The sequence below is a fragment of the Ruegeria sp. CE12 genome, assembly GCF_056537525.1.
In genome coordinates this window covers 516,161-539,957 of the sequence record NZ_JBQFRS010000001.1, presented here as the reverse complement: position 1 = coordinate 539,957, position 23,797 = coordinate 516,161, and the positions used below count along the sequence as shown (strand labels likewise).

21 protein-coding genes are annotated in these 23,797 nt (G+C 57.5%); 17 read left to right on the top strand and 4 right to left on the bottom strand.

Annotation, left to right across the window (positions count from 1 at the left end; all coding sequences use genetic code 11):
- Nucleotides 1–57: 57 nt before the first annotated feature.
- Nucleotides 58–1,218 (bottom strand): alpha-hydroxy acid oxidase, encoded by a 1,161-nt coding sequence (locus tag ACR0IO_RS02645; RefSeq protein WP_480739335.1) that lies wholly within the window; start codon nucleotides 1,216–1,218, stop codon nucleotides 58–60.
- Nucleotides 1,219–1,257: 39 nt separating this feature from the next.
- Entirely contained in the window at nucleotides 1,258–3,048 is a 1,791-nt protein-coding gene (locus ACR0IO_RS02640; protein ID WP_480739333.1) for a sensor domain-containing diguanylate cyclase, read from the bottom strand.
- A 181-nt stretch (nucleotides 3,049–3,229) separates the two neighbouring features.
- Here ACR0IO_RS02640 and ACR0IO_RS02635 point away from each other — a divergent pair, with 181 nt between their 5' ends.
- Entirely contained in the window at nucleotides 3,230–5,629 is a 2,400-nt protein-coding gene (locus ACR0IO_RS02635; protein WP_480739331.1) for an ATP-dependent helicase, read from the top strand.
- Nucleotides 5,630–6,035: 406 nt separating this feature from the next.
- Here ACR0IO_RS02635 and ACR0IO_RS02630 read toward each other — a convergent pair whose 3' ends face one another.
- Nucleotides 6,036–6,260, bottom strand: a complete 225-nt coding sequence (locus tag ACR0IO_RS02630) for a DUF1127 domain-containing protein (RefSeq protein ID WP_155147336.1) — start codon at nucleotides 6,258–6,260, stop codon at nucleotides 6,036–6,038.
- A 965-nt stretch (nucleotides 6,261–7,225) separates the two neighbouring features.
- Between ACR0IO_RS02630 and mraZ the strand changes: the two genes are divergently transcribed.
- The 10 genes from mraZ (at nucleotide 7,226) to ACR0IO_RS02580 (ending at nucleotide 17,275) form a co-directional block, all read left to right on the top strand.
- On the top strand, nucleotides 7,226–7,693 hold the full coding sequence (mraZ, locus tag ACR0IO_RS02625) for a division/cell wall cluster transcriptional repressor MraZ (protein ID WP_367646937.1): 468 nt from the start codon (nucleotides 7,226–7,228) through the stop codon (nucleotides 7,691–7,693).
- A 4-nt stretch (nucleotides 7,694–7,697) separates the two neighbouring features.
- On the top strand, nucleotides 7,698–8,693 hold the full coding sequence (rsmH, locus tag ACR0IO_RS02620) for a 16S rRNA (cytosine(1402)-N(4))-methyltransferase RsmH (RefSeq protein WP_170331839.1): 996 nt from the start codon (nucleotides 7,698–7,700) through the stop codon (nucleotides 8,691–8,693).
- Nucleotides 8,690–9,058: a cell division protein FtsL gene (gene ftsL / locus ACR0IO_RS02615; RefSeq protein WP_170331727.1), complete on the top strand. Its 369-nt coding sequence runs from the start codon at nucleotides 8,690–8,692 to the stop codon at nucleotides 9,056–9,058. Before rsmH ends, ftsL begins: the two co-directional genes overlap by 4 nt.
- The gene (locus ACR0IO_RS02610; protein ID WP_480739324.1) at nucleotides 9,055–10,842 is read left to right on the top strand and encodes a peptidoglycan D,D-transpeptidase FtsI family protein; all 1,788 of its coding nucleotides are present in this window, start codon (nucleotides 9,055–9,057) and stop codon (nucleotides 10,840–10,842) included. Before ftsL ends, ACR0IO_RS02610 begins: the two co-directional genes overlap by 4 nt.
- A gap of 21 nt (nucleotides 10,843–10,863) precedes the next feature.
- Nucleotides 10,864–12,345: a UDP-N-acetylmuramoyl-L-alanyl-D-glutamate--2,6-diaminopimelate ligase gene (locus ACR0IO_RS02605; protein WP_480739320.1), complete on the top strand. Its 1,482-nt coding sequence runs from the start codon at nucleotides 10,864–10,866 to the stop codon at nucleotides 12,343–12,345.
- Nucleotides 12,342–13,736: a UDP-N-acetylmuramoyl-tripeptide--D-alanyl-D-alanine ligase gene (locus tag ACR0IO_RS02600; protein WP_480739317.1), complete on the top strand. Its 1,395-nt coding sequence runs from the start codon at nucleotides 12,342–12,344 to the stop codon at nucleotides 13,734–13,736. The genes ACR0IO_RS02605 and ACR0IO_RS02600 overlap by 4 nt, the downstream gene beginning before the upstream one ends.
- 36 nt (nucleotides 13,737–13,772) lie before the next feature.
- The gene (gene mraY / locus ACR0IO_RS02595) at nucleotides 13,773–14,855 is read left to right on the top strand and encodes a phospho-N-acetylmuramoyl-pentapeptide-transferase (RefSeq protein ID WP_155147344.1); all 1,083 of its coding nucleotides are present in this window, start codon (nucleotides 13,773–13,775) and stop codon (nucleotides 14,853–14,855) included.
- Entirely contained in the window at nucleotides 14,852–15,388 is a 537-nt protein-coding gene (locus ACR0IO_RS02590) for an AAA family ATPase (RefSeq protein ID WP_480739312.1), read from the top strand. The genes mraY and ACR0IO_RS02590 overlap by 4 nt, the downstream gene beginning before the upstream one ends.
- Nucleotides 15,389–15,393: 5 nt before the next feature.
- Nucleotides 15,394–16,794, top strand: a complete 1,401-nt coding sequence (gene murD / locus ACR0IO_RS02585; RefSeq protein WP_480739309.1) for a UDP-N-acetylmuramoyl-L-alanine--D-glutamate ligase — start codon at nucleotides 15,394–15,396, stop codon at nucleotides 16,792–16,794.
- A gap of 106 nt (nucleotides 16,795–16,900) precedes the next feature.
- A complete protein-coding gene (locus ACR0IO_RS02580) occupies nucleotides 16,901–17,275 on the top strand; it encodes a glycine zipper family protein (RefSeq protein ID WP_155147350.1) in 375 nt (124 codons plus the stop codon).
- On the opposite strand, the gene ACR0IO_RS02575 is transcribed toward ACR0IO_RS02580, so the two are convergent.
- Nucleotides 17,272–18,453 carry a BaiN/RdsA family NAD(P)/FAD-dependent oxidoreductase gene (locus ACR0IO_RS02575; protein ID WP_480739305.1) on the bottom strand — a complete coding sequence of 394 codons (1,182 nt, stop codon included), beginning with the start codon at nucleotides 18,451–18,453 and terminating at the stop codon, nucleotides 17,272–17,274. The two genes, ACR0IO_RS02580 and ACR0IO_RS02575, sit on opposite strands and share 4 nt — an antisense overlap.
- Nucleotides 18,454–18,561: 108 nt before the next feature.
- Here ACR0IO_RS02575 and ACR0IO_RS02570 point away from each other — a divergent pair, with 108 nt between their 5' ends.
- The 6 genes from ACR0IO_RS02570 (at nucleotide 18,562) to ACR0IO_RS02545 (ending at nucleotide 23,790) form a co-directional block, all read left to right on the top strand.
- The gene (locus ACR0IO_RS02570; protein WP_480739301.1) at nucleotides 18,562–19,407 is read left to right on the top strand and encodes an arylamine N-acetyltransferase family protein; all 846 of its coding nucleotides are present in this window, start codon (nucleotides 18,562–18,564) and stop codon (nucleotides 19,405–19,407) included.
- Between the two features lie 150 nt (nucleotides 19,408–19,557).
- Nucleotides 19,558–20,721 (top strand): putative lipid II flippase FtsW, encoded by a 1,164-nt coding sequence (gene ftsW, locus ACR0IO_RS02565; protein ID WP_155147354.1) that lies wholly within the window; start codon nucleotides 19,558–19,560, stop codon nucleotides 20,719–20,721.
- The gene (locus tag ACR0IO_RS02560; RefSeq protein ID WP_480739297.1) at nucleotides 20,721–21,818 is read left to right on the top strand and encodes a UDP-N-acetylglucosamine--N-acetylmuramyl-(pentapeptide) pyrophosphoryl-undecaprenol N-acetylglucosamine transferase; all 1,098 of its coding nucleotides are present in this window, start codon (nucleotides 20,721–20,723) and stop codon (nucleotides 21,816–21,818) included. The genes ftsW and ACR0IO_RS02560 overlap by 1 nt, the downstream gene beginning before the upstream one ends.
- Entirely contained in the window at nucleotides 21,815–23,224 is a 1,410-nt protein-coding gene (gene murC, locus ACR0IO_RS02555) for a UDP-N-acetylmuramate--L-alanine ligase (RefSeq protein ID WP_480739295.1), read from the top strand. The genes ACR0IO_RS02560 and murC overlap by 4 nt, the downstream gene beginning before the upstream one ends.
- Before the next feature lie 78 nt (nucleotides 23,225–23,302).
- Nucleotides 23,303–23,551, top strand: coding sequence for a DUF2484 family protein (locus tag ACR0IO_RS02550; RefSeq protein ID WP_480739292.1), 249 nt, complete (start codon nucleotides 23,303–23,305; stop codon nucleotides 23,549–23,551).
- Complete coding sequence (locus ACR0IO_RS02545) at nucleotides 23,548–23,790, top strand: DUF2484 family protein (RefSeq protein WP_480739289.1); 243 nt, start codon at nucleotides 23,548–23,550, stop codon at nucleotides 23,788–23,790. The genes ACR0IO_RS02550 and ACR0IO_RS02545 overlap by 4 nt, the downstream gene beginning before the upstream one ends.
- Nucleotides 23,791–23,797 lie beyond the last annotated feature (7 nt).

Here is a 23,797-nt window from a genome sequence, read left to right as displayed (position 1 = left end):
TAGTTCTGGGTAGAACCGGCATGTTATCGCTCGCAAACGCCGCTTATTAGCGCATTCTTAATACACACGCTGCGCTGCAGCATCAAATGTATCGATCGAAGGGGGCAGATGACCAAGGTCTGCCGCCCCGATTTGCCCCATATTCGCTTGCAGATCCTGCCTCAGAATGTCGATCACATGTGCCGGGCCACCGATTCCCAAAGCCCCGAGACCATAGAGAAATCCTCGTCCCAGCATCACGAAATCTGCTCCTCGGGACAAAGCGCGGAGGATATCCAGCCCACCTTCGATGCCGCTGTCAAAGATCAGAGGCAGATCAGTCGCGGCTCGCATGGCGGGTAAGGCGTCTATGCTGGCCGGTGCACCGTCAAACTGCCGCCCACCGTGATTCGAGACCCACAGCGCATCGATTCCCACACTTTCCAACCTTTCGGCATCTTCTGGGCGCATGACTCCTTTGATGATGAAAGGGCCATCCCAATGGTCGCGCAGCCATTCAACATAATCCATCCCCGGAGACGTTCTGAGCAAGTAACCAATGTGCGCGGTCGGCGGTAGTTGCAGATTGTTGTCGATATATTTGTCGAGCGTCCGCATCCGAGGAACGCCATTTCGCGCCATCCCCAGCGCCCATGCGGGCCGTTGGGCGATCTGCGCCAGCAGGCGCGGCGTCAGTTTGGGCGGATGCGTCAGGCCAGATCGCGTTTGCCGTTCCCGGCGTGATGCAACAGGGACATCAACGGTCAGGACCAAAGTTGAAAAACCTGCATCCTTCACACGGTTCAGGATATCCGTCCGAATCTTCGGATCTTTCGGCGGGTAAAGTTGGAACCAGGCATCCGGCCCGATATGTGGCGCCATGTCTTCGGGATTTTGACTCGCGACCGTCGAAAGCGTGTACGGAATTCCCGTTTCAGCAGCGGTGCGCGCAAGAATGCCCTCTGCGTCAGGCCAGACCAGTCCGGACATTCCGATTGGAGCTATACCAAAGGGCAGGGGATAGTCCTGCCCCAGAAACCGAGTGCTCAGATCGAAATCCAGCGGTCCGTGAAGGATCGATGGCATAAAGCCGATCCGATCCAACGCTGCGCGATTGCGCCGACGGGCCACTTCTGTCCCCGTGCCGCTGTCCAGATATTCCCATACAAAGTGAGGCAGGCGACGCCGGGCGCGCCGCTTCAGATCTTCGATACCCGGATAAGTGCTGTGCAGGTCCATGAGGATTGATCGGACCTGCAACGCGATTCGGCAAGGTATTCAAGCAGCTGACGACGAAGGCTGTGTTGTGCCCGGCCCGGTCGGCCCCTTATCGGTGGAGGCATTAATGATATGCGCTGCGCGTGCAACCTGTACCTGATTGCGTCCCTTGTCCTTGGCCACATACAGCGCATCATCGGCTGCACGCATCAGGTCCTGTGGCATCGTCCCGTGTGCCGGATAGTGTGCCACGCCCACCGAAATGGTAATGCGCGGCAGGGATTTCTCGCCATACCTGACCGAGACCGCCTCGACTGCCTGTCGCAATTTCTCAGCTCGGGTCATTGCGTCTTCGGGCGTGTTGTCCGGCAGGATCAACATGAATTCCTCTCCCCCGATGCGGCAGGCAACTTCGTCCCGGTCGCAGCCTTGCTCCAACGCTGAACCAACGGCGCGCAGAACCATGTCACCGGCGTCGTGCCCGTGCGTGTCGTTGAATTTCTTGAAATGGTCCACGTCCACTGCAATCAGGCTGAGCGGGGCACCTGTCTGCTGACTGCGGCTGATGCCTTTGCGCAGGGTTTCCGTCATGTGGCGGCGATTGAACAATCCCGTCAGCGGATCCCGCACGGACTGATCATGCAACTGATCTCGCATGCGGACATTGGCGATCGCCATGCTGATCTGTTCCGCACAAAGCTGCGCCAGTTTCTTGCTGCTGTGAAACTCTTGGCCGCTTCCCTCATGCGCGCGCAGATGCAACAAACCAACCGTTTCCCCGTGCGCCAGAATAGGAAAGCAGAAATAGGGTCGACCATCATGCGGTTCGGCATGTTCACAGACAAAGTCGATCTCGGACGCGCCGAATTCATATGTTCGTCCCCGGCGCAGGCCCCAGCATCCTTCGGGATGGATATGCGCCTTGTGCGATCCGCCATTCCAGCTAGCACAGCCATCCAGAACATCGCGAGAGTTGGAATAGACATAAACGCTGCCTTCAGCCTCGGGCAGGATATGGGTCATGAACCGGGTGACCATGTCGAACAGCTCGTCCAGTGATCTGCTGGATTGCAGCCACTCATTCAACTCCCCCAGCAGTCGCACCTCGCGTGCCAGACGCAGCTGTTCATCCATCAGATCCCTTTCTTTCGCCGACTGTTTCTGCAGGGCCAGGACCTGAAACCGGTTAGTCCGATAGGTCGCCAGAGAAACTGCACCAAGGGCAAACAGGGCAATCCCGCTTAGTATTGCCAGCGAGATTCTGAGGCGCGAGATGAAGGTCGTGCGCAGATCAGAAAAGTCGGTGAAAAACTCGATGGCGCCGATAAATCGCCCGTTCTTGGTTACCGGCATAAACACTTCGGCGACGTGGTGCTGCGTCGCGTTCTGGATATTGTCGGTGTGCAGGTCCAGCCCGTCGATCTCGGATAGCGGAACGACCTGTTGTATATAGTGGACCATTCCCCGGGCAACGTCGCTGCGAAAAAATGCGCGCTCTTCCATGCTGCCGATCTCATTCGCGCGCGTAGACCAGACCACCCGCCCCGCCGTATCGAGTAGTTTGAAACGATAGACATCCGAGGCCTCGGGCATGGATGACAGAAACTCAAGGTCATGATCATCAATGTTACCGGTGCGCAGTGCCATTTCGGGATCATCCAGATGCAGGACCACTCTGCGTTTCCACAGTTCGGCCTGTTTGAGGATGTCCGTCTGCAGCATCCGGTCGACCAGAGGTGCCGGGAGTTTGTAAATGCCCCACCCGGCGGCAATGGTCAGAGCGACCAGCAAAAAGGTGATACCGGTCCATTTCAGCCGGTGATTGACAGTCCCCCGATCCGGATTTTTCATGATCTCGCGCTCCCACAACAATGGGCCAAGCATCAGGGTCAAGGTTTGACAGATGGTTAACGCCAGCGTGGGGCGATCAGTGGAGTTGTTTAGAATTCGTCAGAAAGAATTTTGAAAATCCGTGTGAACAAGCCGTGAACAAACCCTTTCCCTTTGCGTCCAACCAGCGTAGTTTGGCAGCATGAGCAGTTTTGACGAAATGGATGCCTTCGAAGGCGCATCGCTATCGGCGCGGGCGATGGCGATGCCGTCGTTTGGGAACTACTTGAAGTTTCTCAACCCTAACCAACTAGAGGCGGTAGAGCAATTGGACGGGCCAGTGCTCATGCTGGCTGGTGCCGGAACCGGTAAAACTAGAGCGCTGATGTCGCGCTTGACCCATCTGGTGGCGAAGCGAAAATCCAATGCTGATCAAATACTTGCAGTTACTTTCACCAACAAAGCGGCTCGCGAGATGCAGGATCGATTGCGTGACGATCCCTATCTATTGAAAGAGCCGGTAAGGTGGATGGGAACCTTTCACTCAATCAGTGCCAAGCTGCTGCGACGCCATGCTGAACTGGTCGATCTGAAATCGAACTTCACCATTCTGGACAGCGACGATCAATTGCGGTTGCTCAAGCAACTGGTACAGGCCGCCAACATCGATGATAAACGCTGGCCCGCACGGATGCTGGCCGGGATCATTGACGACTGGAAGAACCGTGCACTGACACCGGATAAAGTCCCTACTGCAGACGCTGGAGCCTATAACAACAAAGGCATCGAGCTTTACGCCCAGTATCAGACCCGTCTGCGCGAACTGAATGCGGTGGATTTCGGGGATTTGCTGCTGCACATGGTCACGATCTTCCAGACCCATCAGGATGTGCTCGAGCAGTATCAGCGCTGGTTCCGCTACATCCTTGTGGACGAGTATCAGGATACCAACGTCGCCCAGTATCTCTGGCTGCGTCTGTTGGCCGGAGGGCACAAAAACATCTGTTGTGTCGGTGATGATGACCAGTCGATCTATGGCTGGCGTGGGGCCGAAGTAGGCAACATCCTGCGGTTTGAGAAAGATTTTCCCGGCGCATTCGTTGTGCGGTTAGAGCAGAACTACCGCTCGACCCCACATATTCTGGCAGCCGCGTCCAACGTCATTCGCGGCAACGAAAGCCGATTGGGTAAAGAGCTTTGGACTGACCGCGAAGATGGTGAACAGGTTCGTCTGATTGGCCATTGGGATGGCGAGGAAGAGGCGCGCTGGATCGGGGAAGAGATCGACGCGATGCAGGGTGGCACCCGTGGTGTGCGGCCCATGAACCTCGATGAGATCGCCATTCTTGTCCGTGCTTCGCACCAGATGCGCGCTTTCGAAGACCGCTTTCTGACCATCGGTTTGCCGTACAAGGTTATCGGTGGTCCGCGATTCTATGAGAGGATGGAGATTCGCGATGCCATGGCCTATTTCCGGCTGGTGGTTAGCCCCGAAGACGATCTGGCATTCGAGCGGATCGTAAACACACCAAAGCGCGGACTGGGCGACAAGGCGCAACAGACCATCCAGATGACCGCGCGGGAAAACGGCGTGTCTCTGGTCGATGGGGCGCGGATAGCCGTTGATAACGGATTAATAAAAGGCAAGGGCGCCAAGGCGCTTCGCGAGCTGGTCGAGGATCTGGCGCGCTGGAATGCCATGACGCGAGGCCCAAGGATCGAGTTCGATGACGATTCGGTGATTGATGATGGTACTGCTCCGATCCGCTATGGGGAGCCGGAACATAGTCACATCGAGTTGGCGCAGATCGTACTGGATGAGTCCGGCTATACCGCGCATTGGCAGAACGACAAGACACCCGAAGCACCCGGGCGGTTGGAAAACCTCAAGGAACTGGTCAACCAACTGGACAATTTCGAGAATCTGCAAGGGTTTCTGGAACACGTCAGTCTGGTCATGGATAATGAGCAGGAGTCAGACGGTGCCAAGGTCTCAATCATGACCCTACACGCGGCCAAAGGGCTGGAATTCCCGGCTGTTTTCCTGCCGGGGTGGGAGGATGGGTTGTTCCCCTCTCAGCGTTCTATGGACGAATCGGGGCTAAAGGGCCTCGAGGAAGAACGGCGACTGGCTTATGTCGGCATTACGCGTGCCGAGGAGGTCTGCACCATTTCATTCGCCGCCAACCGGCGCGTGTTTGGGCAATGGCAGAACTCGATGCCATCGCGTTTCATAGATGAATTGCCCGAGGATCACGTAGAGGTTCTGACCCCTCCTGGGCTATATGGGGGCGGTCAGCCCACAGCCGGGATTGAAACCCGCGCGGCTGAGGCCAACGTCTACAACTCGCCCGGTTGGAAACGCATGCAGGCGCGGCAGGGCCAATATGGCATGTCGCAACCGAAAGAGAGCAAGAATACGGTGATCGACGCAACTGCGGTCGCCAGTTTCACGCTGGGCGAGCGGGTGTTCCACCAGAAGTTCGGTTATGGCGGGGTCATTGGAATCGAAGGTGACAAGGTCGAAGTCGAATTCGACAAGGCCGGGACCAAAAAGGTTGTGGCCAGATTCCTGTCTGCCAAGGATGATGTCCCGTTCTGATCCAGCGGAATTTGCCTGACGGCAAATACTCGATCCATTGTATGGCGCCCGGTTCTGACCGTGGCGCCATTGTTTTGTTCAGGGAAAAGAAAAACGGCGGTTCCCAGGGAGGAGGAGGGGAACCGCCGTTCTTTTCTACATCAGGACAGGGAGGAGGAGAGCCCCGATGTATTCGAACCCGGGTTTGATCCCGGTATGGAGAAGACGCGGCGACGTCAGGGAGGAGGAGGCGTCGCCGCGCGCTTTCAACATCAAGGCAGGGAGGAGGAGAGCCCTGATGTATCGGCTTCCGGCATTTGAGGCCGGTATAAAGTGCGGCAGCATCAGGGAGGAGGAGAGATGCCGCCGCTGAAATACAGACCCTAAGGGAGGAAGAATGGGTCTGATCTCGTTGTTTCTGTTGCGCTTAGCGCGCGGATTGCTCTTCTGCCGCTTGCATCGCAATGCGGCGGATCATCGAACGGTGCAGGCCCAGATCGGCCAGCTCGCGGTTCGACAACGAAGACAGTTCGTTCACGGTCTGGCGGTACATGCGGTGCCGGGCGTAACGGACCTTTACCGCCTCAACCAGTGAAGCAAATCCAAATGTCGGTGCGCTTTTCAGCGCTGTGTGATTGGTTGCTACAGCCATTTTCGTAACCCGATTTACTATTGTTGCTGCCGGTGTGTTCCGGCGTTTGCTTGAGGATGAAAATAGGTGAATGCTGCGATTGCACAATAGGGTGCGACGTCAATGCTGCTATGCGGCAAGTGCATAGATTGGATGGTGTTTTTGCTTGAACCCCAAAAATCACCTTAAAAATACAGGTTTGAGGTTGCTTTACCGTAGGGCACCGTTTTCCGATGGTTTTTGCCTACACTTTAGATGCCGGAATTTTGGACGGAATCTGTGAAATTCTGTGCGTTCTGTTAGCGAAGACTCTGCCTAAAAAATGTGCCTGGGAAATCATGGGACGCTTCTATGGGAATACATGGGTAAGTATCTCGATACTCGAAGCAGCACTGAGATGAACATGGCTCGAAGGTGGGTTTATGGGTGATTCGGGTCTGATTTTGAGAACAAAACAAGATCAAATAAGGCGTGTGATCCGAATCTTTGAAATACTTGGGAAATTATGGGAAAAAATGTCCCACTGAAATGCTGTCTATATATAGTGGTGATATTGCTAAATTTTTGCATATAGTGTGGAATTGACAAGATTGGGGTGAGTAATTTATCTCTTGTGATCGTTTTAATTGAGAATGAGCCTCAAAAATTATATTGATTTCCATGAATTCCCATGGCATCCCTTATTCATCCGATGAGGACGAGGCAGAAGGGGCACCAAACGACCCCGAACCAAAAATACAAGAACAGGTTTCATACAGGCATCTCGCTTTCATCACTCAAGAGATCCGGCGCGCGGGCGAGCAGACATCCCCCCAGGTGGCGCGCGCAGCTGGACATCCCGCAAAGCGGGCGAATGCGGCGGGTTGATCAGTGGCAGCAGATCAACCCGCCGTTTTTAACTTCGGGGGACGTGAAATTTAGGTGGGGCGCAAGCGAAAGGGACAGTCGTCTTGGCGCGCAGGTTCAGAGGCGAAAGCCAGCATAAGGTGGATACAAAGGGCAGGGTGTCGATCCCGGCCTCGTTTCGCCGTGTGCTTGAGGCATCTGATCCCAACTGGCAACCAGGCGACAATCCAGAGCTCGTGATTGTCTACGGTGACCACCGCCGCAAATATCTTGAATGTTACACGATGGAGGCGATCGACGAGGTCGATGCCAAGATCGATGCACTGCCCCGCGGTTCGATGCAGCGTAAGATGCTGCAGCGCATGTTCCATGGTCAGTCATTCCCGACCAACGTAGACGAAACTGGTCGTCTGGTTCTGCCTGCAAAGCTGCGCAACAAGATCGAACTGGAAGGCGAGGCATTCTTTATCGCCGCTGGTGATACTTTTCAGATTTGGAAACCCGAGACCTACGAGGCCGAAGAACTGGCCGCAGCCGAAGAATGGCTGGACGACCTGCCTGACGATTTCGATCCGATGGAGTTCCTCGACGGTCCCGGGGATGCGTGACGGCATGGCCGGCGCGGATCATTCACCTTCGGATAAGCCCCATATCCCTGTCTTGCTTCGCCCGTTGCTTGCGGCGGTTGCACCCGTTTCTGGTGTCTGGCTGGACGGTACTTTTGGCGCTGGCGGATATACACGGGGACTACTGGAGGCCGGGGCTGACAAGGTCATTGGTGTAGACCGCGACCCACTGGCATTCGAAATGGCTGCGGATTGGGCAAAGGGCTATGGTGACCGGCTGGTGATGCAGCCTGGTGTATTTTCACGCATGGATGAATACGCACAAGACCTTGATGGTGTTGTGCTGGATCTTGGTGTCTCATCCATGCAGCTTGATCAGGCCGAGCGTGGCTTTTCCTTCATGAAGGACGGTCCGCTGGACATGCGGATGAGCCAGGACGGCGAAAGTGCCGCCGATCTGGTGAATACAGCGACCGAAGCACAACTGGCTGATATCCTGTTTCACTATGGCGAGGAGCGCGCCAGCCGGCGTATCGCCAAGGCTATCGTCAAGGCGCGGGCGGAAGAGCCGATCACGACAACTCTGCGTCTGGTCGAGATCATCGAATCCTGTCTGCCGCGCCCCAAGCCGGGGCAATCTCATCCTGCGACGCGTAGTTTTCAGGGTATTCGCATCGCAGTGAATGCTGAATATGAAGAGCTTTTCCAAGGACTTATGGCGGCCGAGCGGGCGTTGAAACCCGGCGGTCAGTTGGCTGTTGTCACCTTTCACTCGATCGAAGATCGCATGGTAAAGCGGTTCTTCCAGTCGCGCGCGGGCAAAACCGGTCGCGCAAACCGCTACGCACCTGAGATTGAGCAGGAACAGCCGCAGTTCACTTTGAAAACCCGCAAGGCCGTTGGCCCGGATGATCGGGAACTGCAGGAAAATCCGCGCGCGCGTTCAGCCAAGCTGCGTGTCGCCATTCGTACCGATGCCCCGGCGGGGGAAATTGATGCCCGCGCCATCGGAATGCCGCAACTTGGGGGAAGGGCAAGATGAAGAGTGTATTGTATGTGTTGACCGCCCTGGCCGTATTCGGGCTGGCTTTGTGGGCCTATCAGGAAAACTACCGCACGCAGCAGGTATTGAAGGAAACCCAGTCGCTGCAGCGTCAGATTGGCGCCGCTCAGGCGCGGCTGGCTGTTCTGAATGCAGAATGGGCTTACCTGAATCGGCCTGATCGCCTGCGCGAATTGGCGGACCTTAACTTTGAACGTCTAGGCCTGCTGCCATTGCGGGCCGAGCAGTTTGGTCGCGCTGATCAAATCGCTTATGCCGAAGATCCCGATCTGCCGATTGTCGATCCGATCGAATTGCAGGCCATCACAGACATTCAGGCACTGGGCGAGGTACAGATCCCATGACCCGCACACCGCTCCGCCCGCTTGCCCGCATTCTGGACGCCCGCGCCCGAGGCGAAAACCCCAAGGCGATCGAGCGTGAGAATATCCGCCAGCGTCACGAGGATATGAAAGACCGCGCCCGGGCCCGAGCCGAGGGGCGCTTGTTGGTGCTTGGGCTCTTTTTCTTCTGTGCGTTCGCTGTCGTCGGTGTGCGCATGGGCATGCTCGCCACTTCTGAGGCTCAGGAGCCTTTGGCAAGCGCTCCCGGCGCATCCATTGCCATGCAGCGCGCAAACATCGTGGACCGTGAAGGGCGCATTCTTGCGACCAACCTGGACACCTATTCGGTATACGCACAACCACCTCTGATGATCGATCCGGAGGCGGCGGCGGATGAGCTGGTCAAAATCTTCCCAGATCTTGAAAAAGAGCGTCTGGTCAAGGATTTCACAGGCAAACGTAAGTTCCTCTGGATCAAGAAACGTATCTCACCCGAGCAGAAGCAAGCCGTACACGATATCGGCGATCCGGGCATTTTGTTTGGCCCGCGCGAAATGCGTCTTTATCCTAATGGGCGACTGGCGGCGCATATCCTCGGCGGAGCAGGTTTCGGCCGCGAAGGTGTCAGCGCTGCCGAGGTGATTGGCGTTGCGGGCGTTGAAAAACAGTTCGATGACTATCTGCGCGACCCCGCCAATGGCAACAAACCGCTGCAACTGTCGCTGGACCTGACTATTCAGGCCGCAGTCGAGCAGGTGCTGCACGGCGGCATGAAGATCATGAATGCCAAGGGTGCCTCGGCAGTGCTTATGAACGTGCACACCGGCGAGGTCATTTCAGCGGCATCGCTGCCATCGTTTGATCCCAATGACCGTCCGCGTCCGCCAACCTCGGGTTTTGATCCGTCGGACAGCCCACTGTTCAACCGATATGTTCAGGGCGTTTACGAGCTTGGTTCTGTGTTCAAGATTTTCACCGCCGCTCAGGCGGTGGAGATCGGGCTGGTGAACTCGAATACCATCATCGACACATCCGGCCCGATGAAAATCGGCCGCTTTCCGATCGGTGAATTCAACGGCAAAAACTACGGCAAGATCAGTGTTGCCGACGTGATCGTTCACAGTTCGAACCGGGGGACCGGGCGTCTGGCATTGCAGATCGGCGCGCAGCGGCAGCAGGATTTCCTGAGCACGCTGGGCATGTTTGAGCCAACTCCGTTCGAGATTGTCGAGGCAGCTGGTGGTGAGCCGCTCAAACCCAAGAAATGGGGCGAGCTCAGCACAGTGACGATTTCCTATGGCCATGGCCTTTCGACAAGTCCGATGCATCTGGCGGCGGGCTATGCGGCGATTGCCAATGGGGGGCATTATGTCAGCCCGACGATTCTGCGTCGCAACGGTCCGCAATACGGCCCGCGCGTCCTGTCTGAGAATGCCGCAACGCAGGCACAGAAGATGTTGCGCAAGGTCGTGACCGATGGCACCGCCAGCTTTGGCGATGTTCCCGGCTATGATGTGGCAGGTAAAACTGGCACGGCGGACAAGCCGAAACCACGCGGTGGATATTATGATGACAAGGTCATCGCGACATTCGCCACTCTGTTTCCGGCCTATGATCCTAAATATGTGCTGATTGTCACTTTGGACGAACCTTCCATCGTGGCCTATGGCGAAAAGCGCCGTACAGCAGGCTGGACAGCGGTGCCGGTCGCTGCCGAACTAATCGGTCGTATCGCACCGCTTCTGGGTCTCAGACCACGGCTTGAGCCTGAGGCGGGCGCTGCTATAACGCTGACCTCAAACTAGGCAGAACCAGGCAGGTGGGGCATGGGCGCAAGGTCAAAGAAACTCAGCCAACTGGCCCTGACTGCGCGGGGTGGAAGCAATCCCGACATAACCGGGCTGGCGGTCGATAGCCGCGAGGTCAAGGACGGGTTCCTTTTTGCAGCACTTCCCGGAACGCGCGTGCATGGCGGCGAATTCATTCAGTTTGCCTTGCGTATGGGCGCAGCTGCGATCCTGACAGATGCAAAAGGGGCCGAGATTGCGGCCGAAGAATTGGCGGCCTCGGATGCCGCATTAATCGTTGTCGAAGATCCGCGTCAGGCACTCGCCTATTCCGCAGCATTGTGGTTCGGGGCGCAGCCCAAGATCATAATCGCCGTGACCGGAACCAATGGCAAAACGTCCGTTGCGACATTCGTGCGCCAGATCTGGACCGAGCTTGGCCACGCTGCAATAAACCTTGGAACAACCGGTGTTGAAGGGGCATGGACTGCACCGTTGGCACACACGACACCCGAACCAATCACACTGCATCGGTGTCTGGCGGATGCGGCAGCCAATGGCGTGACCCATGCCGCGATGGAAGCATCGTCTCATGGGCTCGAACAACGCCGCCTGGATGGTGTACATCTCACGGCGGCAGGATTTTCGAACTTCACGCAGGATCATCTGGATTATCACGATACGTTTGAGGCTTATTTTGCCGCCAAGGCCGGGCTGTTTGACCGCGTTCTGCCTCAGGATGGCACCGCCGTTATCAACCTCAGTGACCCAAAAGGTGCCGAGATGCGCCGGGTCGCCGAAGCCCGGGGCCAGACGGTACTCACCGTCGGTTCAGAGGATGCGGACCTGTGCCTGCTGAATCAGCGGTTTGATGCAACCGGTCAGGATTTGCGCTTTTCATGGCGAGGCAAGACATTCCAGACCCGGCTAAATCTGATTGGCGGGTTTCAGGCTGAAAATGTTCTGCTGGCTTGTGCTCTGGTCATCGCAGGTGGTGAAGATCCCGAGCGTGTCTTCGAAACGCTTCCGCATCTGACGACTGTACGTGGGCGAATGCAACTGGCTTCGACCCGTGACAATGGCGCAGCAGTTTTTGTCGACTACGCCCACACTCCGGATGCGGTCGCCACTGCACTGAAAGCGATGCGCCCACACGTCATGGGACGGCTGGTTGCTATTGTCGGCGCTGGCGGGGATCGCGATGCCACAAAGCGTCCGTTGATGGGCAAGGCAGCCGCAGATCACGCCGATATCGTATTTGTCACCGACGACAATCCGCGCAGCGAGGACCCGGCCACTATACGCGCAGCGGTGATGGCGGGCGCGCCTGAGGCGACCGAGGTCGGAGATCGCGCCGAAGCAATCCTTCATGGGATTGATGCGCTGCAACCCGGCGATGCGCTGCTTATTGCGGGCAAAGGGCATGAAACCGGTCAGATCGTTGGTGATCAGGTTCTTCCGTTCGATGATGTGGAACAGGCCAGCATTGCTGTTGCGGCTCTGGATGGGAGGGTTGCATGACACTCTGGACTGCAGCCGAGGCCGCCGAGGCAACAGGTGGACGCACGACAGGTGATTGGAGCGTGAATGGCGTTTCCATCGACACCCGGACGATTCAGCCCGGAGATCTGTTTGTCGCCCTCAAAGCTGCTCGTGATGGGCATGATTTTGTGGCGCAGGCGCTTGAAAAGGGCGCCGGGGCAGCGCTGGTGTCCCGTATTCCCGAAGGTGTGTCCGAAGACGCGCCGCTGCTGATTGTTGAGGACGTTCAGACCGGGCTCGAAGCGCTGGGGCAGGCTGCCCGTGCGCGCAGTGATGCCCGGGTTGTCGGCGTGACCGGCAGCGTTGGCAAAACCTCGACCAAAGAGATGCTGGCCACGATCCTTTCTGGTCAGGGGCGAACCCACGCAAGTGTTGCCAGCTACAACAACCACTGGGGCGTACCGCTGACTCTGGCGCGGATGCCGCGCGATACGGAATATGCCGTGATTGAGATCGGCATGAACCACCCCGGGGAAATCGGACCGCTGGCCCGACAGGCCAGACCGCATGTGGCGCTGGTCACGACTGTAGCCGCTGTGCACCTGGAGGCGTTCGAGTCCGTCGCAGGTATCGCTCAAGAAAAAGCAGCTATATTCGAGGGCCTTACGGATGACGGCTCAGCCATTGTGAATGCCGACATCGAACACGCTGACATTCTGCGTGACTGTGCCAGTGAACGCGGCGCAAAGATCGTAGATTTCGGCACCCAGGCAAAAGGTTACGCGCTGAAGGATGTGGTCCAAGCTGCCGATGCCGTGCGCGCGACGGCCAGTGCAGATGACAAACCGATTACCTTTGACGTTCAGTCTGCTGGCACACATTTTGCTATGAACGCACTGGGTGCCCTGGCAGCATGCGTCGAGTTGGGTGTGGATTTGGATCAGGCAATCGCTGGGCTAAGGCAGTGGTCCCCGGTCAAGGGGCGGGGCGTGCGTGAGACGCTGTCTCTGGCCAGTGGCGGGCAGATCGAACTATTGGACGACAGCTACAACGCCAACCCCACCTCGATGGCTGCAGCTCTAGATGTGCTGGCCGCGGCCGAGGGCAAGCGCCGCATCGCGTTTCTGGGCGACATGAAAGAGCTGGGCTCGGCAGAACTGGCAATGCACGCGGCAATGGCGGATGTGGATGCGATGGCTCGCGTCGATCAGGTGCATTGCATTGGCCCGCTGATGAAGGCACTGCATGACGTCTTGCCCGCGGGCAAGCGCGGGCTGTGGTTTGAAACAAGTGACGAAATGGCGGTGCATTTGCCTGACCTGATTCAGGATCAGGATGTGGTGCTGGCCAAGGGATCGCTTAGCATGGCGCTGGCACAGATTGTTGACGGTTTGCGTAAAATGGGGCAAGGGGGCGCGCTTGATCAATGACCGCACCCGCGACCTCTGTGTGAGAAAGGTTTTGTAATGCTCTATTGGTTGACCGCGCTGTCGGACGGAGGGGATTTCTTTAACCTCTTCCGCTATATCACGTTCCGCGCGGGCGGTGCCTTTCTGACTGCGCTGATCTTCGGTTTTCTGTTTGGCAAGCCGCTGATCAACGTTCTGCGCAAGAAACAGGGTAAGGGCCAGCCTATCCGTGATGACGGCCCCGAGGGGCATTTCTCGAAGGCCGGCACACCGACCATGGGCGGTTTGCTGATCGTTGGTGCGCTGGTCACCTCGACGCTGATCTGGGCGCGCTGGGATAATCCATACATGTGGATGGTGCTGTTTGTGACACTGGCCTACGCGGCGATCGGGTTCGCGGATGACTATGCCAAGGTGTCCAAGCAGAATACCAAGGGCGTTTCGGGCAAGATGCGATTGGCGCTGGGGATTCTGATCGCCGTGCTCGCGGCGCTCTGGGCCTCGCTGCACCATCCCGAAGCACTGCAAAATCAACTCGCTTTGCCGATCTTCAAAGATACTCTGATCAATCTCGGCATCTTCTACATCCCGTTTTCGATCATCGTTATCGTCGGTGCCGCAAATGCGGTGAATCTGACCGATGGTCTTGACGGCCTTGCGATTATGCCGGCCATGATTGCCGCATCAACACTTGGCATCATTGCCTATGCGGTTGGTCGGGTCGACTTTACCGAATATCTGGACGTGCACTATGTTCCGGGCACGGGCGAGATATTCATCTTCACCTCTGCCTTGTTCGGCGCCGGGCTGGGTTTCCTGTGGTACAACGCACCGCCTGCTGCGGTGTTCATGGGTGATACCGGATCGCTGGCGCTGGGTGGCGCATTGGGCGCGATTGCGGTGGCGACTAAGCACGAGCTTGTCCTTGCGGTTGTTGGTGGCCTGTTCGTGGTCGAGGCGCTGAGCGTGATCATTCAGGTCCTCTATTTCAAGCGGACCGGCAAGCGCGTGTTCCTCATGGCTCCAATCCATCATCACTATGAGAAAAAGGGCTGGGCGGAGCCCACGATCGTCATCCGTTTCTGGATCATTTCCCTGATCCTCGCGATGATCGGTCTGGCAACGTTGAAGGTTCGGTGAAACCGCGCAGGGTCGTTCTCTCAGGCTGTTCCGGGGGTGGTAAGTCCACCCTGCTGCAGGAGATGTCAGAGCGCGGCTATGCCACGGTTTCTGAACCCGGGCGGCGAGTGATCGCGCTGGAACGGCATAACAATGGTCAGGCATTTCCATGGTCTGACCCAAAGGCATTTTGCTTCCGTGTCATCGAAACTGCGTTGGCGGATTTTCATAACGCTCAGCAGGATCAGGTGATATTCGACCGTTCAGCTCTGGACGCGTTGATCTGGTTTGACCGAACGGCAACGCCATTAGACGCTGATATTCGTCGCGCAATACTGGATGTCGGTTATGATCGTCATGTATATCTGACTCCGCCATGGCCTGAGATTTTCGAGCAGGATCAGGACCGGCAGCATGATTTCGAGCAGGCTCTTGCAGAATACCAAGCGTTATGCGACCGCTTACCTGAATACGGGTTTGTTACGGTGGAGGTCCCGAAAATGGCCGTGATCCCTCGGGCGAGCTGGTTGGAAGAGCAACTGTCAAAAGGGTGAGCGGCATGATCCCGGTCAAAGGGTTTTCCGGACAAAAGGTTGCGGTTCTGGGACTGGGCCGGTCAGGGCTGGCCGCAGCGCGGGCGCTGCGGGCGGGCGGGGCCGAGGCTATTTGCTGGGACGACAACCCAGCTGCGCGCGACGCCGCCGAGGCCGAAGGCTTTACTTGCGCCGATCTGCGCCGCCAGGGTGCCTTTGATGATATCGCGTCACTGATTGTTTCGCCGGGCATTCCTCATCTGTATCCCGAACCTAACCCGGTCGTGGTCGCCGCGCTGGAAGCCGGGGTTCCCGTCGACAACGACATAGGGCTGTTTTTTCGATCCTTTGCGGGGCCCGAATGGAACAATCTCGAAACCCCGCCACGGGTCATTGCGGTGACGGGTTCGAATGGCAAGTCGACCACTGCCGCACTGATCCATCATATCCTGACCGAGGCCGGACGCGACTCTCAGCTTGCGGGCAATATCGGGCGTGGAGTTCTGGATATCGATCCCGGTAGTGACGGATCGGTGGTAGTGCTGGAACTCAGCAGTTATCAGACCGAACTGGCGCGGTCATTGACGCCGGATATCGCCGTTTTCACCAATCTCTCACCGGATCATCTGGACCGTCACGGCGGAATGGGCGGCTACTTTGCCGCCAAGCGCCGGCTGTTCGCCGAAGGTGGGCCGGACCGCGCCGTCATCGGCATCGATGAAACCGAAGGAGCGTTTCTGGCTGGGCAACTAGCCGAAGGACCTGCAGATGACCGAGTCATCCGTGTCTCGGTCGACCGCAAGCTGACAGGGCCGGGCTGGCAGGTATTTGCGCGTAAGGGGTTCCTGTCGGAATACCGAAAAGGTCGTCAGGCAGGTTCAATTGACCTGCGTGAAATCAAGGGGCTTCCGGGTGCGCATAACCATCAGAACGCCTGTTCAGCTTATGCGGCCTGCCGTTCGCTGGGGCTGGCGCCGCGTGTGATCGAACAGGCGCTGCACAGCTATCCCGGGCTGCCGCATCGCAGCCAGATCATCGCTGAGGCAGATGGGGTCACCTATGTGAACGACTCCAAAGCCACCAACGTTGACAGCGCGCTCAAAGCTCTCAGCGCGTTCCGAAACATCCGCTGGATTTGTGGCGGGCTTGAGAAAGAAGGCGGCCTGTCTGCACTGAACGGTGCCGGGGATGCGGTGCTCAAAGCCTATGTCATTGGTCGTGAAGCCGCCGGTTTCGCGATGCAGCTTGAGGCCGAGACCGAGGTTTGCACCACGATGGGTGCAGCAGTCGAGCAGGCGATGAAAGACGCAGCGCCCGGAGAAACGGTCCTGCTTGCGCCAGCAGCAGCCAGTTTCGATCAGTATGACAATTTTGAACAGCGCGGCGATGATTTCGTTGCTGAGGTAAAAAAACGGCTGGCGGAATAGCCCCGTTTGCAATTGACCGCCGTTTCAGCCAAGGTTTCAGGTGATTAGCTTGACGCCATAATCGAATTGGTTTTGCTTCTCTGTAATTCAACAAGAGGTCATCGTTATGACAAACCGTAAGTCTTTTCTGATCCTTCCCGTGCTCATGCTGGCCGGTGCCTGCGCCAACACCGGCGCCAACTACCAGCCCGTTATCGATGGCCCGGTCGGACCAAACTACAGCAATGATCTGGCACAGTGCCAGCAACTGGCCGCATCTCAGGCAGCTGTCGACGGAAGTACTGCAGGCAATGCAGCAATTGGCGCGGCAGGTGCGGCGGCAACGACTGCGATCATTCAGGACAGCAGTGATAATCTGGGTCGTGCGGCAGCCGCGGGTGCTCTGCTTGGCGCCGGTGCAGACGTCTATGCCAAGAACCAGAACCGCGAAGTGATCGTGCGCAACTGCATGCGCGGACGTGGCTACAACGTCGTAGGCTAAGCTTTGCTGGCGATCGCAGTTCCTGCAGCATGGCCCGAGGACCACGCCCACTGGAAATTGTAACCGCCTAGCCAGCCGGTGACATCCACCGCTTCACCAATTGCATAGAGGCCAGGGATTTCCTTGGCCTCCATCGTTTTTGACGACAGATTATCGGTATCGATCCCGCCCAGGGTCACCTCGGCCGTGCGATACCCTTCCGTTCCCGAAGGCAGCAGGCTCCACCCGGAAAGGGCGGTGACCAGATCTGTCAGTTTTGCATCCGACTGATCGGCTAGATTACCTGACATCGGAATGTGCTGGCCCAGATAGTCGACCAGTCGCCCGGGTAGGTGTTTTGCCAGTTCCGTGGTCAATGCCTTGCGACCACCGCTTTGCCGTTGCTCCTTCAGCAGGTCGAATAGCGGTAAATCCGGGATCAGATTGACCCGGATCGTTTCGCCTTCGCGCCAAAAGGATGATAATTGCAGCACTGATGGCCCGCTCAGGCCGCGATGCGTGAACAGCAGTGCTTCGTCAAAGCTGGTACGGTCATTGGACAGGCGCGCGGGAAGGGAAACACCGGACAGATCCCTGAATTCACCGTTCGAAAACGTGAACGGAACCAGCGCCGCGCGCGTCTCGGTCATGCTAAGCCCGAATTGATCTGCGATGTCATAAGCCAGCCCTGTGGCCCCCATCTTGGGGATCGATTTGCCGCCCGAGGCCAGCACCAGATTGGTGCAGGTCAGATCAATGCGCTGCCCCTCTCTTTCGACATCCAGCGCAAAGCCATCCTCGGCCTTGCGCAGATCGCGCAGTGAGGTTTGCAACCAAAGCTCGGCGCCTACGCGCTCCATCTCGTTGACCAGCATCGAAACGATCTGCTTCGACGACCCATCGCAGAACAACTGTCCCAGCGTCTTTTCATGCCACGCGATGTCGTGGCGGTTTACCAGATCGATGAAATCCCACTGCGTATAGCGGGCAAGCGCTGATTTGCAGAAATGTGGGTTCTGCGACAGGAAGTTGGCAGGTCCCGCATACATGTTGGTAAAGTTGCAGCGCCCGCCGCCCGAGATGCGGATTTTCTCGCCAGGCGCTTTGGCGTGATCGATCACCAACACACGCCCGCCACAATGCATGGCGCACATCATACCGGCTGCACCGGCACCAAGGATGATCGTGTCAAATCTCATATGCTGCGCATGGCGTGGATTGGGGGTGAAGGCAAGGGGGCAAAGCTGAGGCAAGGGCTCCGAAGTTTTAGCTTGAGCTCAACCCAACTTGAGGAATTACAAAGATACTTGTCACGATGTTTCGGCACAAAAGAACTGGAAGGTGCAGAGATGAATCTGGAAAACTACCTCGAACGCATCGCATACTCGGGCGCTCCGAAACCTGATCGCGCCACGCTCGACGATCTGTTCGCAGCCCAATTGGCCACGGTTGCCTTTGAAAATCTCGATCAGCAGATGGGCGTGCCAGTGTCGGGAGATCTGCGCGACATCTATGAGAAGATTGTCCTTCAAAAGCGCGGAGGGTGGTGTTTTGAGCTGAACACTCTCTTCAGTTGGGCGCTGCAGGAGGTTGGATTCAACGTGTCCTTTCTGGCCGGCTATGTCGGCCCGGATCGACCTACCTTGGATCAGGCGCCCGATCATATGTTACTGAGGGTAGATTGTGACGAGCCATTGCTTGTCGATGTCGGCTTCGGGGGTGCGATGTCTGCCCCGATACCGCTCAAGCCCGATACGGTTACGCAGCAACCCTATGCTATTAGCATTGCAGTCCAACATGATGGCTTCATTCAATATTCAGAGAATGCAGGGGGCAGCGAAGCCGGCTACTGGATTACGCTGGATGACGTAGACCCAAGCGTATTTCTGCCCGCCAGTAAGAAGTTGCAAACTGACCCGGACTCGCCGTTTCTGCGCACATTGACGGCCCAACGACGTTACGCCAGCAGGCATGTCGTCCTTCGTGGTCTGGTCAAGCGCACTCTGGATTCTGCGGGAACCCGCGAGGAAGTACTTGCGACACCAAAAGCCTTGGTGGATTGCCTGAAGTATGATTTTGGCCTCGAAATTCCGGCAATTGCCGACAGCTGGCCCCGGATCAAACAAAGGCACGAGGACCTCTTTGTGAGTTGATGTCCGCATGGCTGATCCGCGACCGGCTACACAGCTGAGCGGATTTACCCATCACCTCTCATTCCGCTAGCCCAAACGTAAAAATCGCTGTAGAGTCTCAATCAGACCCCGAAAACGGGGCACGAGCGAGGCAGAGAGTGGCGGTATCTCATGACTGAGATGGTGTATGGCGCGGTCCAGGACCAGCGCGGAGAACCGATTCTACCAAAGTGGTGGCGGACGATTGATCGCTGGACAATGTCCTGCGTTCTGATCCTGTTTGTCATCGGTTTGTTGCTGGGGCTGGCTTCATCGCCGCCACTGGCCGGGCGCAACGGGTTCGACCCGTTCCACTATGTCGAACGTCAGGCATTCTTTGGCGGATTGGCGCTGATTGCCATGCTGCTGACTTCGATGATGTCGCCCACGCTGGTGCGGCGGTTGGCTGTGCTGGGCTTTCTGGCAGCCTTTGTGGCGCTGGCCTTTTTGCCGATCTTCGGCACCGATTTCGGCAAAGGCGCGGTGCGGTGGTATTCGCTGGGCTTTGCATCATTGCAACCATCCGAGTTTCTCAAGCCCGGATTTGTCGTCGTTGCCGCATGGTTGCTGGCCGCATCGCAGGAGATCAACGGCCCTCCGGGGCGGATCTGGTCTTTCGCGCTGTGTATGGCCATCGTAGGTATGCTGGTGATGCAGCCTGATTTTGGTCAGGCCTGTCTGATCCTTTTCGGCTGGGGCGTGATGTACTTTGTCGCCGGGGCGCCGATGCTGCTGCTGGTTGGTATGGCAGGCTTTGTCGTGCTGGGCGGTATGTTCGCGTATTCGAATTCTGAACACTTCGCTCGCCGCATCGATGGCTTTCTAAACCAGGAGGTCGATCCGACCACCCAGCTTGGCTATGCCACCAACGCAATCCGCGAGGGCGGTTTGTTTGGCGTGGGCGTGGGCGAGGGGCAGGTGAAATGGTCGCTGCCTGATGCGCATACCGATTTCATCATTGCTGTTGCGGCAGAGGAATACGGCTTGATCCTGGTTCTGATCATCATCGCGCTTTATTCAATCATCGTGGTGCGTTCGCTGCTGCGGTTGATGCGGGAACGCGACATGTTCGTGCGTCTGGCCGGTACCGGTCTGGCTTGCATGTTTGGTGTTCAGGCGATGATCAACATGGGCGTGGCTGTGCGCCTGCTGCCCGCCAAAGGCATGACGCTGCCATTTGTCAGCTATGGCGGTTCGTCCCTCATCGCGGGCGGCATCGCGGTCGGCATGCTGCTGGCCTTCACCCGAACACGCCCACAGGGCGAACTTGGCGATATTTTGCGCGGAAGAGGATAATGGGGAAACCTTACCTGTTGATTGCGGCTGGCGGTACCGGGGGCCACATGTTCCCGGCACAGGCACTGGCCGAGGCGATGCTGCAAAAGGGCTGGCGCGTGCGCTTGTCCACCGATGCGCGCGGCGCGCGTTATACCAGCGGCTTCCCGCACACGACCGAGATTGTCGAGGCCTCTTCAGCGACCTTCGCCCGTGGTGGTCTGGCAGCCAAAGCATTGGCCGGGCCAAAGATTGCCGGTGGTGTGACCAGCATGGCGTTTCAGCTCTTGCGTGACAAACCGGATGTAGTCGTGGGCTTTGGTGGTTATCCTTCGATCCCGGCGCTGAGTGCTGCGACGATGCTGGGTATCCCCCGGATGATCCATGAACAGAATGGCGTTCTGGGCCGCGTAAACCAACTGTTTGCAACGCGTGTCTCTCATGTGGCCTGCGGTGTCTGGCCGACGGACCTGCCCGAAGGTGCGAATGGGATTCACACGGGCAATCCCGTTCGTGCGGCTGTGCTCGAGCGTGCAGCGGCAGGTTATATCCCGCCGGGCGAATATCCGATGTCGGTTCTTGTGATGGGCGGTTCGCAGGGCGCGCGCATTCTCAGTGATATGGTGCCGGGTGCCATTGCCGCTCTGCCAGAGTTTCTGCGCTCATATATCCGCGTCTCCCATCAGGCACGCGATGAGGATGGTGAGCGGGTCTCGGCCTTCTACGCCGAACACGGTATCAAGGCTGACGTGCAACCCTTCTTTCAGGATGTTCCACGCCGCATGTCCGAGGCGCAATTGGTGATCTCACGCTCAGGCGCGTCAAGTGTCGCTGACATTTCGGTTATCGGGCGCCCGTCGATCCTGATCCCGTTTGCCGCTGCTGCAGGCGACCACCAGACCGCCAATGCCCGCGGGCTGGTTCAGGCCGGTGGCGCGATCATGATTCCAGAAAACGCGCTTGACGTTCCTTCGCTGACCGAGCAAATGACCACGGTTCTGACGAACCCCGAAGCCGCACAGAAAATGGCCCATGCCGCCTTGTCGGTTGGGGCACCCGATGCCACCGAGCGTCTGGTCGCCCTTGTCGAACAACTGGCGCAGAAGGAGACCACATGAATCCAGCAACCAAACTGCCACAGGACGTAGGGCCGATCCATTTTGTAGGGATCGGTGGAATCGGGATGTCTGGTATTGCCGAAGTGCTGCTCAATCTGGGGTACCAGGTGCAGGGTTCGGACCTGAAGGCGTCCAAGATTACGGATCGTCTGGCAGGACTGGGTGCTGAAATCTTTGTTGGTCAGCGGGCCGAAAATCTGAAGAATGCGGCCGTAGTTGTTGTTTCGACTGCAATCAAACCGGGAAACCCGGAACTGGACGGGGCACGGGCGCAAGGCTTGCCCGTCGTGCGCCGCGCCGACATGCTGGCGGAACTGATGCGCCTGCGATCGAACATCGCCATCGCCGGGACGCATGGCAAAACCACCACTACCACGATGATGGCTGAACTGATGGTCGCGGGCGACTTTGATCCCACCGTGATCAACGGCGGCATCATCCATGCCTATGGCTCGAACGCACGGATGGGGCAGGGTGAATGGATGGTGGTCGAAGCGGACGAATCCGACGGCTCGTTCAACCGACTGCCCGCAACCATCGCTATCGTTACCAATATCGACCCTGAGCATATGGAGCATTGGGGTGACTTCGACACCCTGCGCGACGGCTTTTACGAGTTTGTCTCGAACCTCCCGTTCTACGGCCTCGCGGTCTGCTGCACGGACCATGCCGAAGTTCAGACGCTGGTCGGTCGCATCTCAGACCGGCGTGTCCGGACCTATGGGTACAATGCACAGGCCGATGTGCGGGCCGTGAACCTGACCTACAAGGGCGGGGTGGCGCATTTCGACATTCATCTGCGCCATGAGGATAAGGTGATCGAGGGCTGCACTTTGCCGATGCCCGGTGATCATAACGTCTCGAATGCGCTGAGTGCCGTGGCCGTTGCCCGTCATCTGGGCATGAAGGCTTCTGAAATTCGCGATGCCCTTGCTAACTTTGGTGGCGTTAATCGTCGCTTCACCAAGGTCGGAGAGATCGATGGGGTCACAATCATCGACGACTATGGTCATCACCCGGTTGAAATCGCGGCAGTGCTGAAAGCCGCGCGTCAGGCGACCGAAGGCCGGGTCATCGCAGTGCATCAGCCGCACCGCTATTCTCGCCTGTCCAACCTGTTTGATGATTTCTGCACCTGCTTTAACGACGCCGACGTCGTGGCGATTGCCGAAGTATTCGCGGCCGGTGAAGACCCGATCGAAGGCGCAAGCCGCGATGATCTGGTCGAAGGTCTCATCCGCCATGGCCACCGCCACGCGCGGGCGATCCTGAATGAAGATGATTTGGAGCGTCTGGTGCGCGAACAGGCCGGCCCGGGCGATATGGTTGTGTGCCTCGGGGCAGGTACGATCAGTGCGTGGGCCAACGGTTTGCCCGAGCGTTTGCAAAGGAAACAAGCCGTTTGACGTTGTATACCATTTAGGTGCACAACTTCAGGATGTAGTTTCGTACACGCGAAATCCGGTACGGTCTCAGAGGCGCGCATGCAATTATCTGTCGTCTTTTCCGCCCTTTGGGTGATCTGCGCCACAATTGTGGCCATGCTGCCGATGCGGTTGCAATTCCCGCCCGGCATCATTCTTCTGATTTGCGCGCCGATGCTGATCATCTGGCTGGGATATGATTTCGGCTGGATTATATCGGCGCTGGCCTTTGCGGCCTTTGTCTCGATGTTCCGCAATCCACTTCGCTATTACTGGCGCAAATGGGTGCGCGGGGAGGTGATGGAATGAGCTGGTCTATCGCGCTAGCCGGTCTGTGGGGAATTGCGGCCAACGTATTGGCAATGATCCCTAGCAAGGACAACCACTGGACTCGCGCCTATGTTCTGATCGCTGTGGGCATCCCGATACTTGGCTATGTCACCTACGAGAATGGTCCGTGGATCGGTCTGATTGTTTTGGCTGCAGGTATGTCCGTACTGCGCTGGCCGGTGATCTATCTAAGCCGGTGGTTGCGCAAGCGGATCTGAGCTCCCC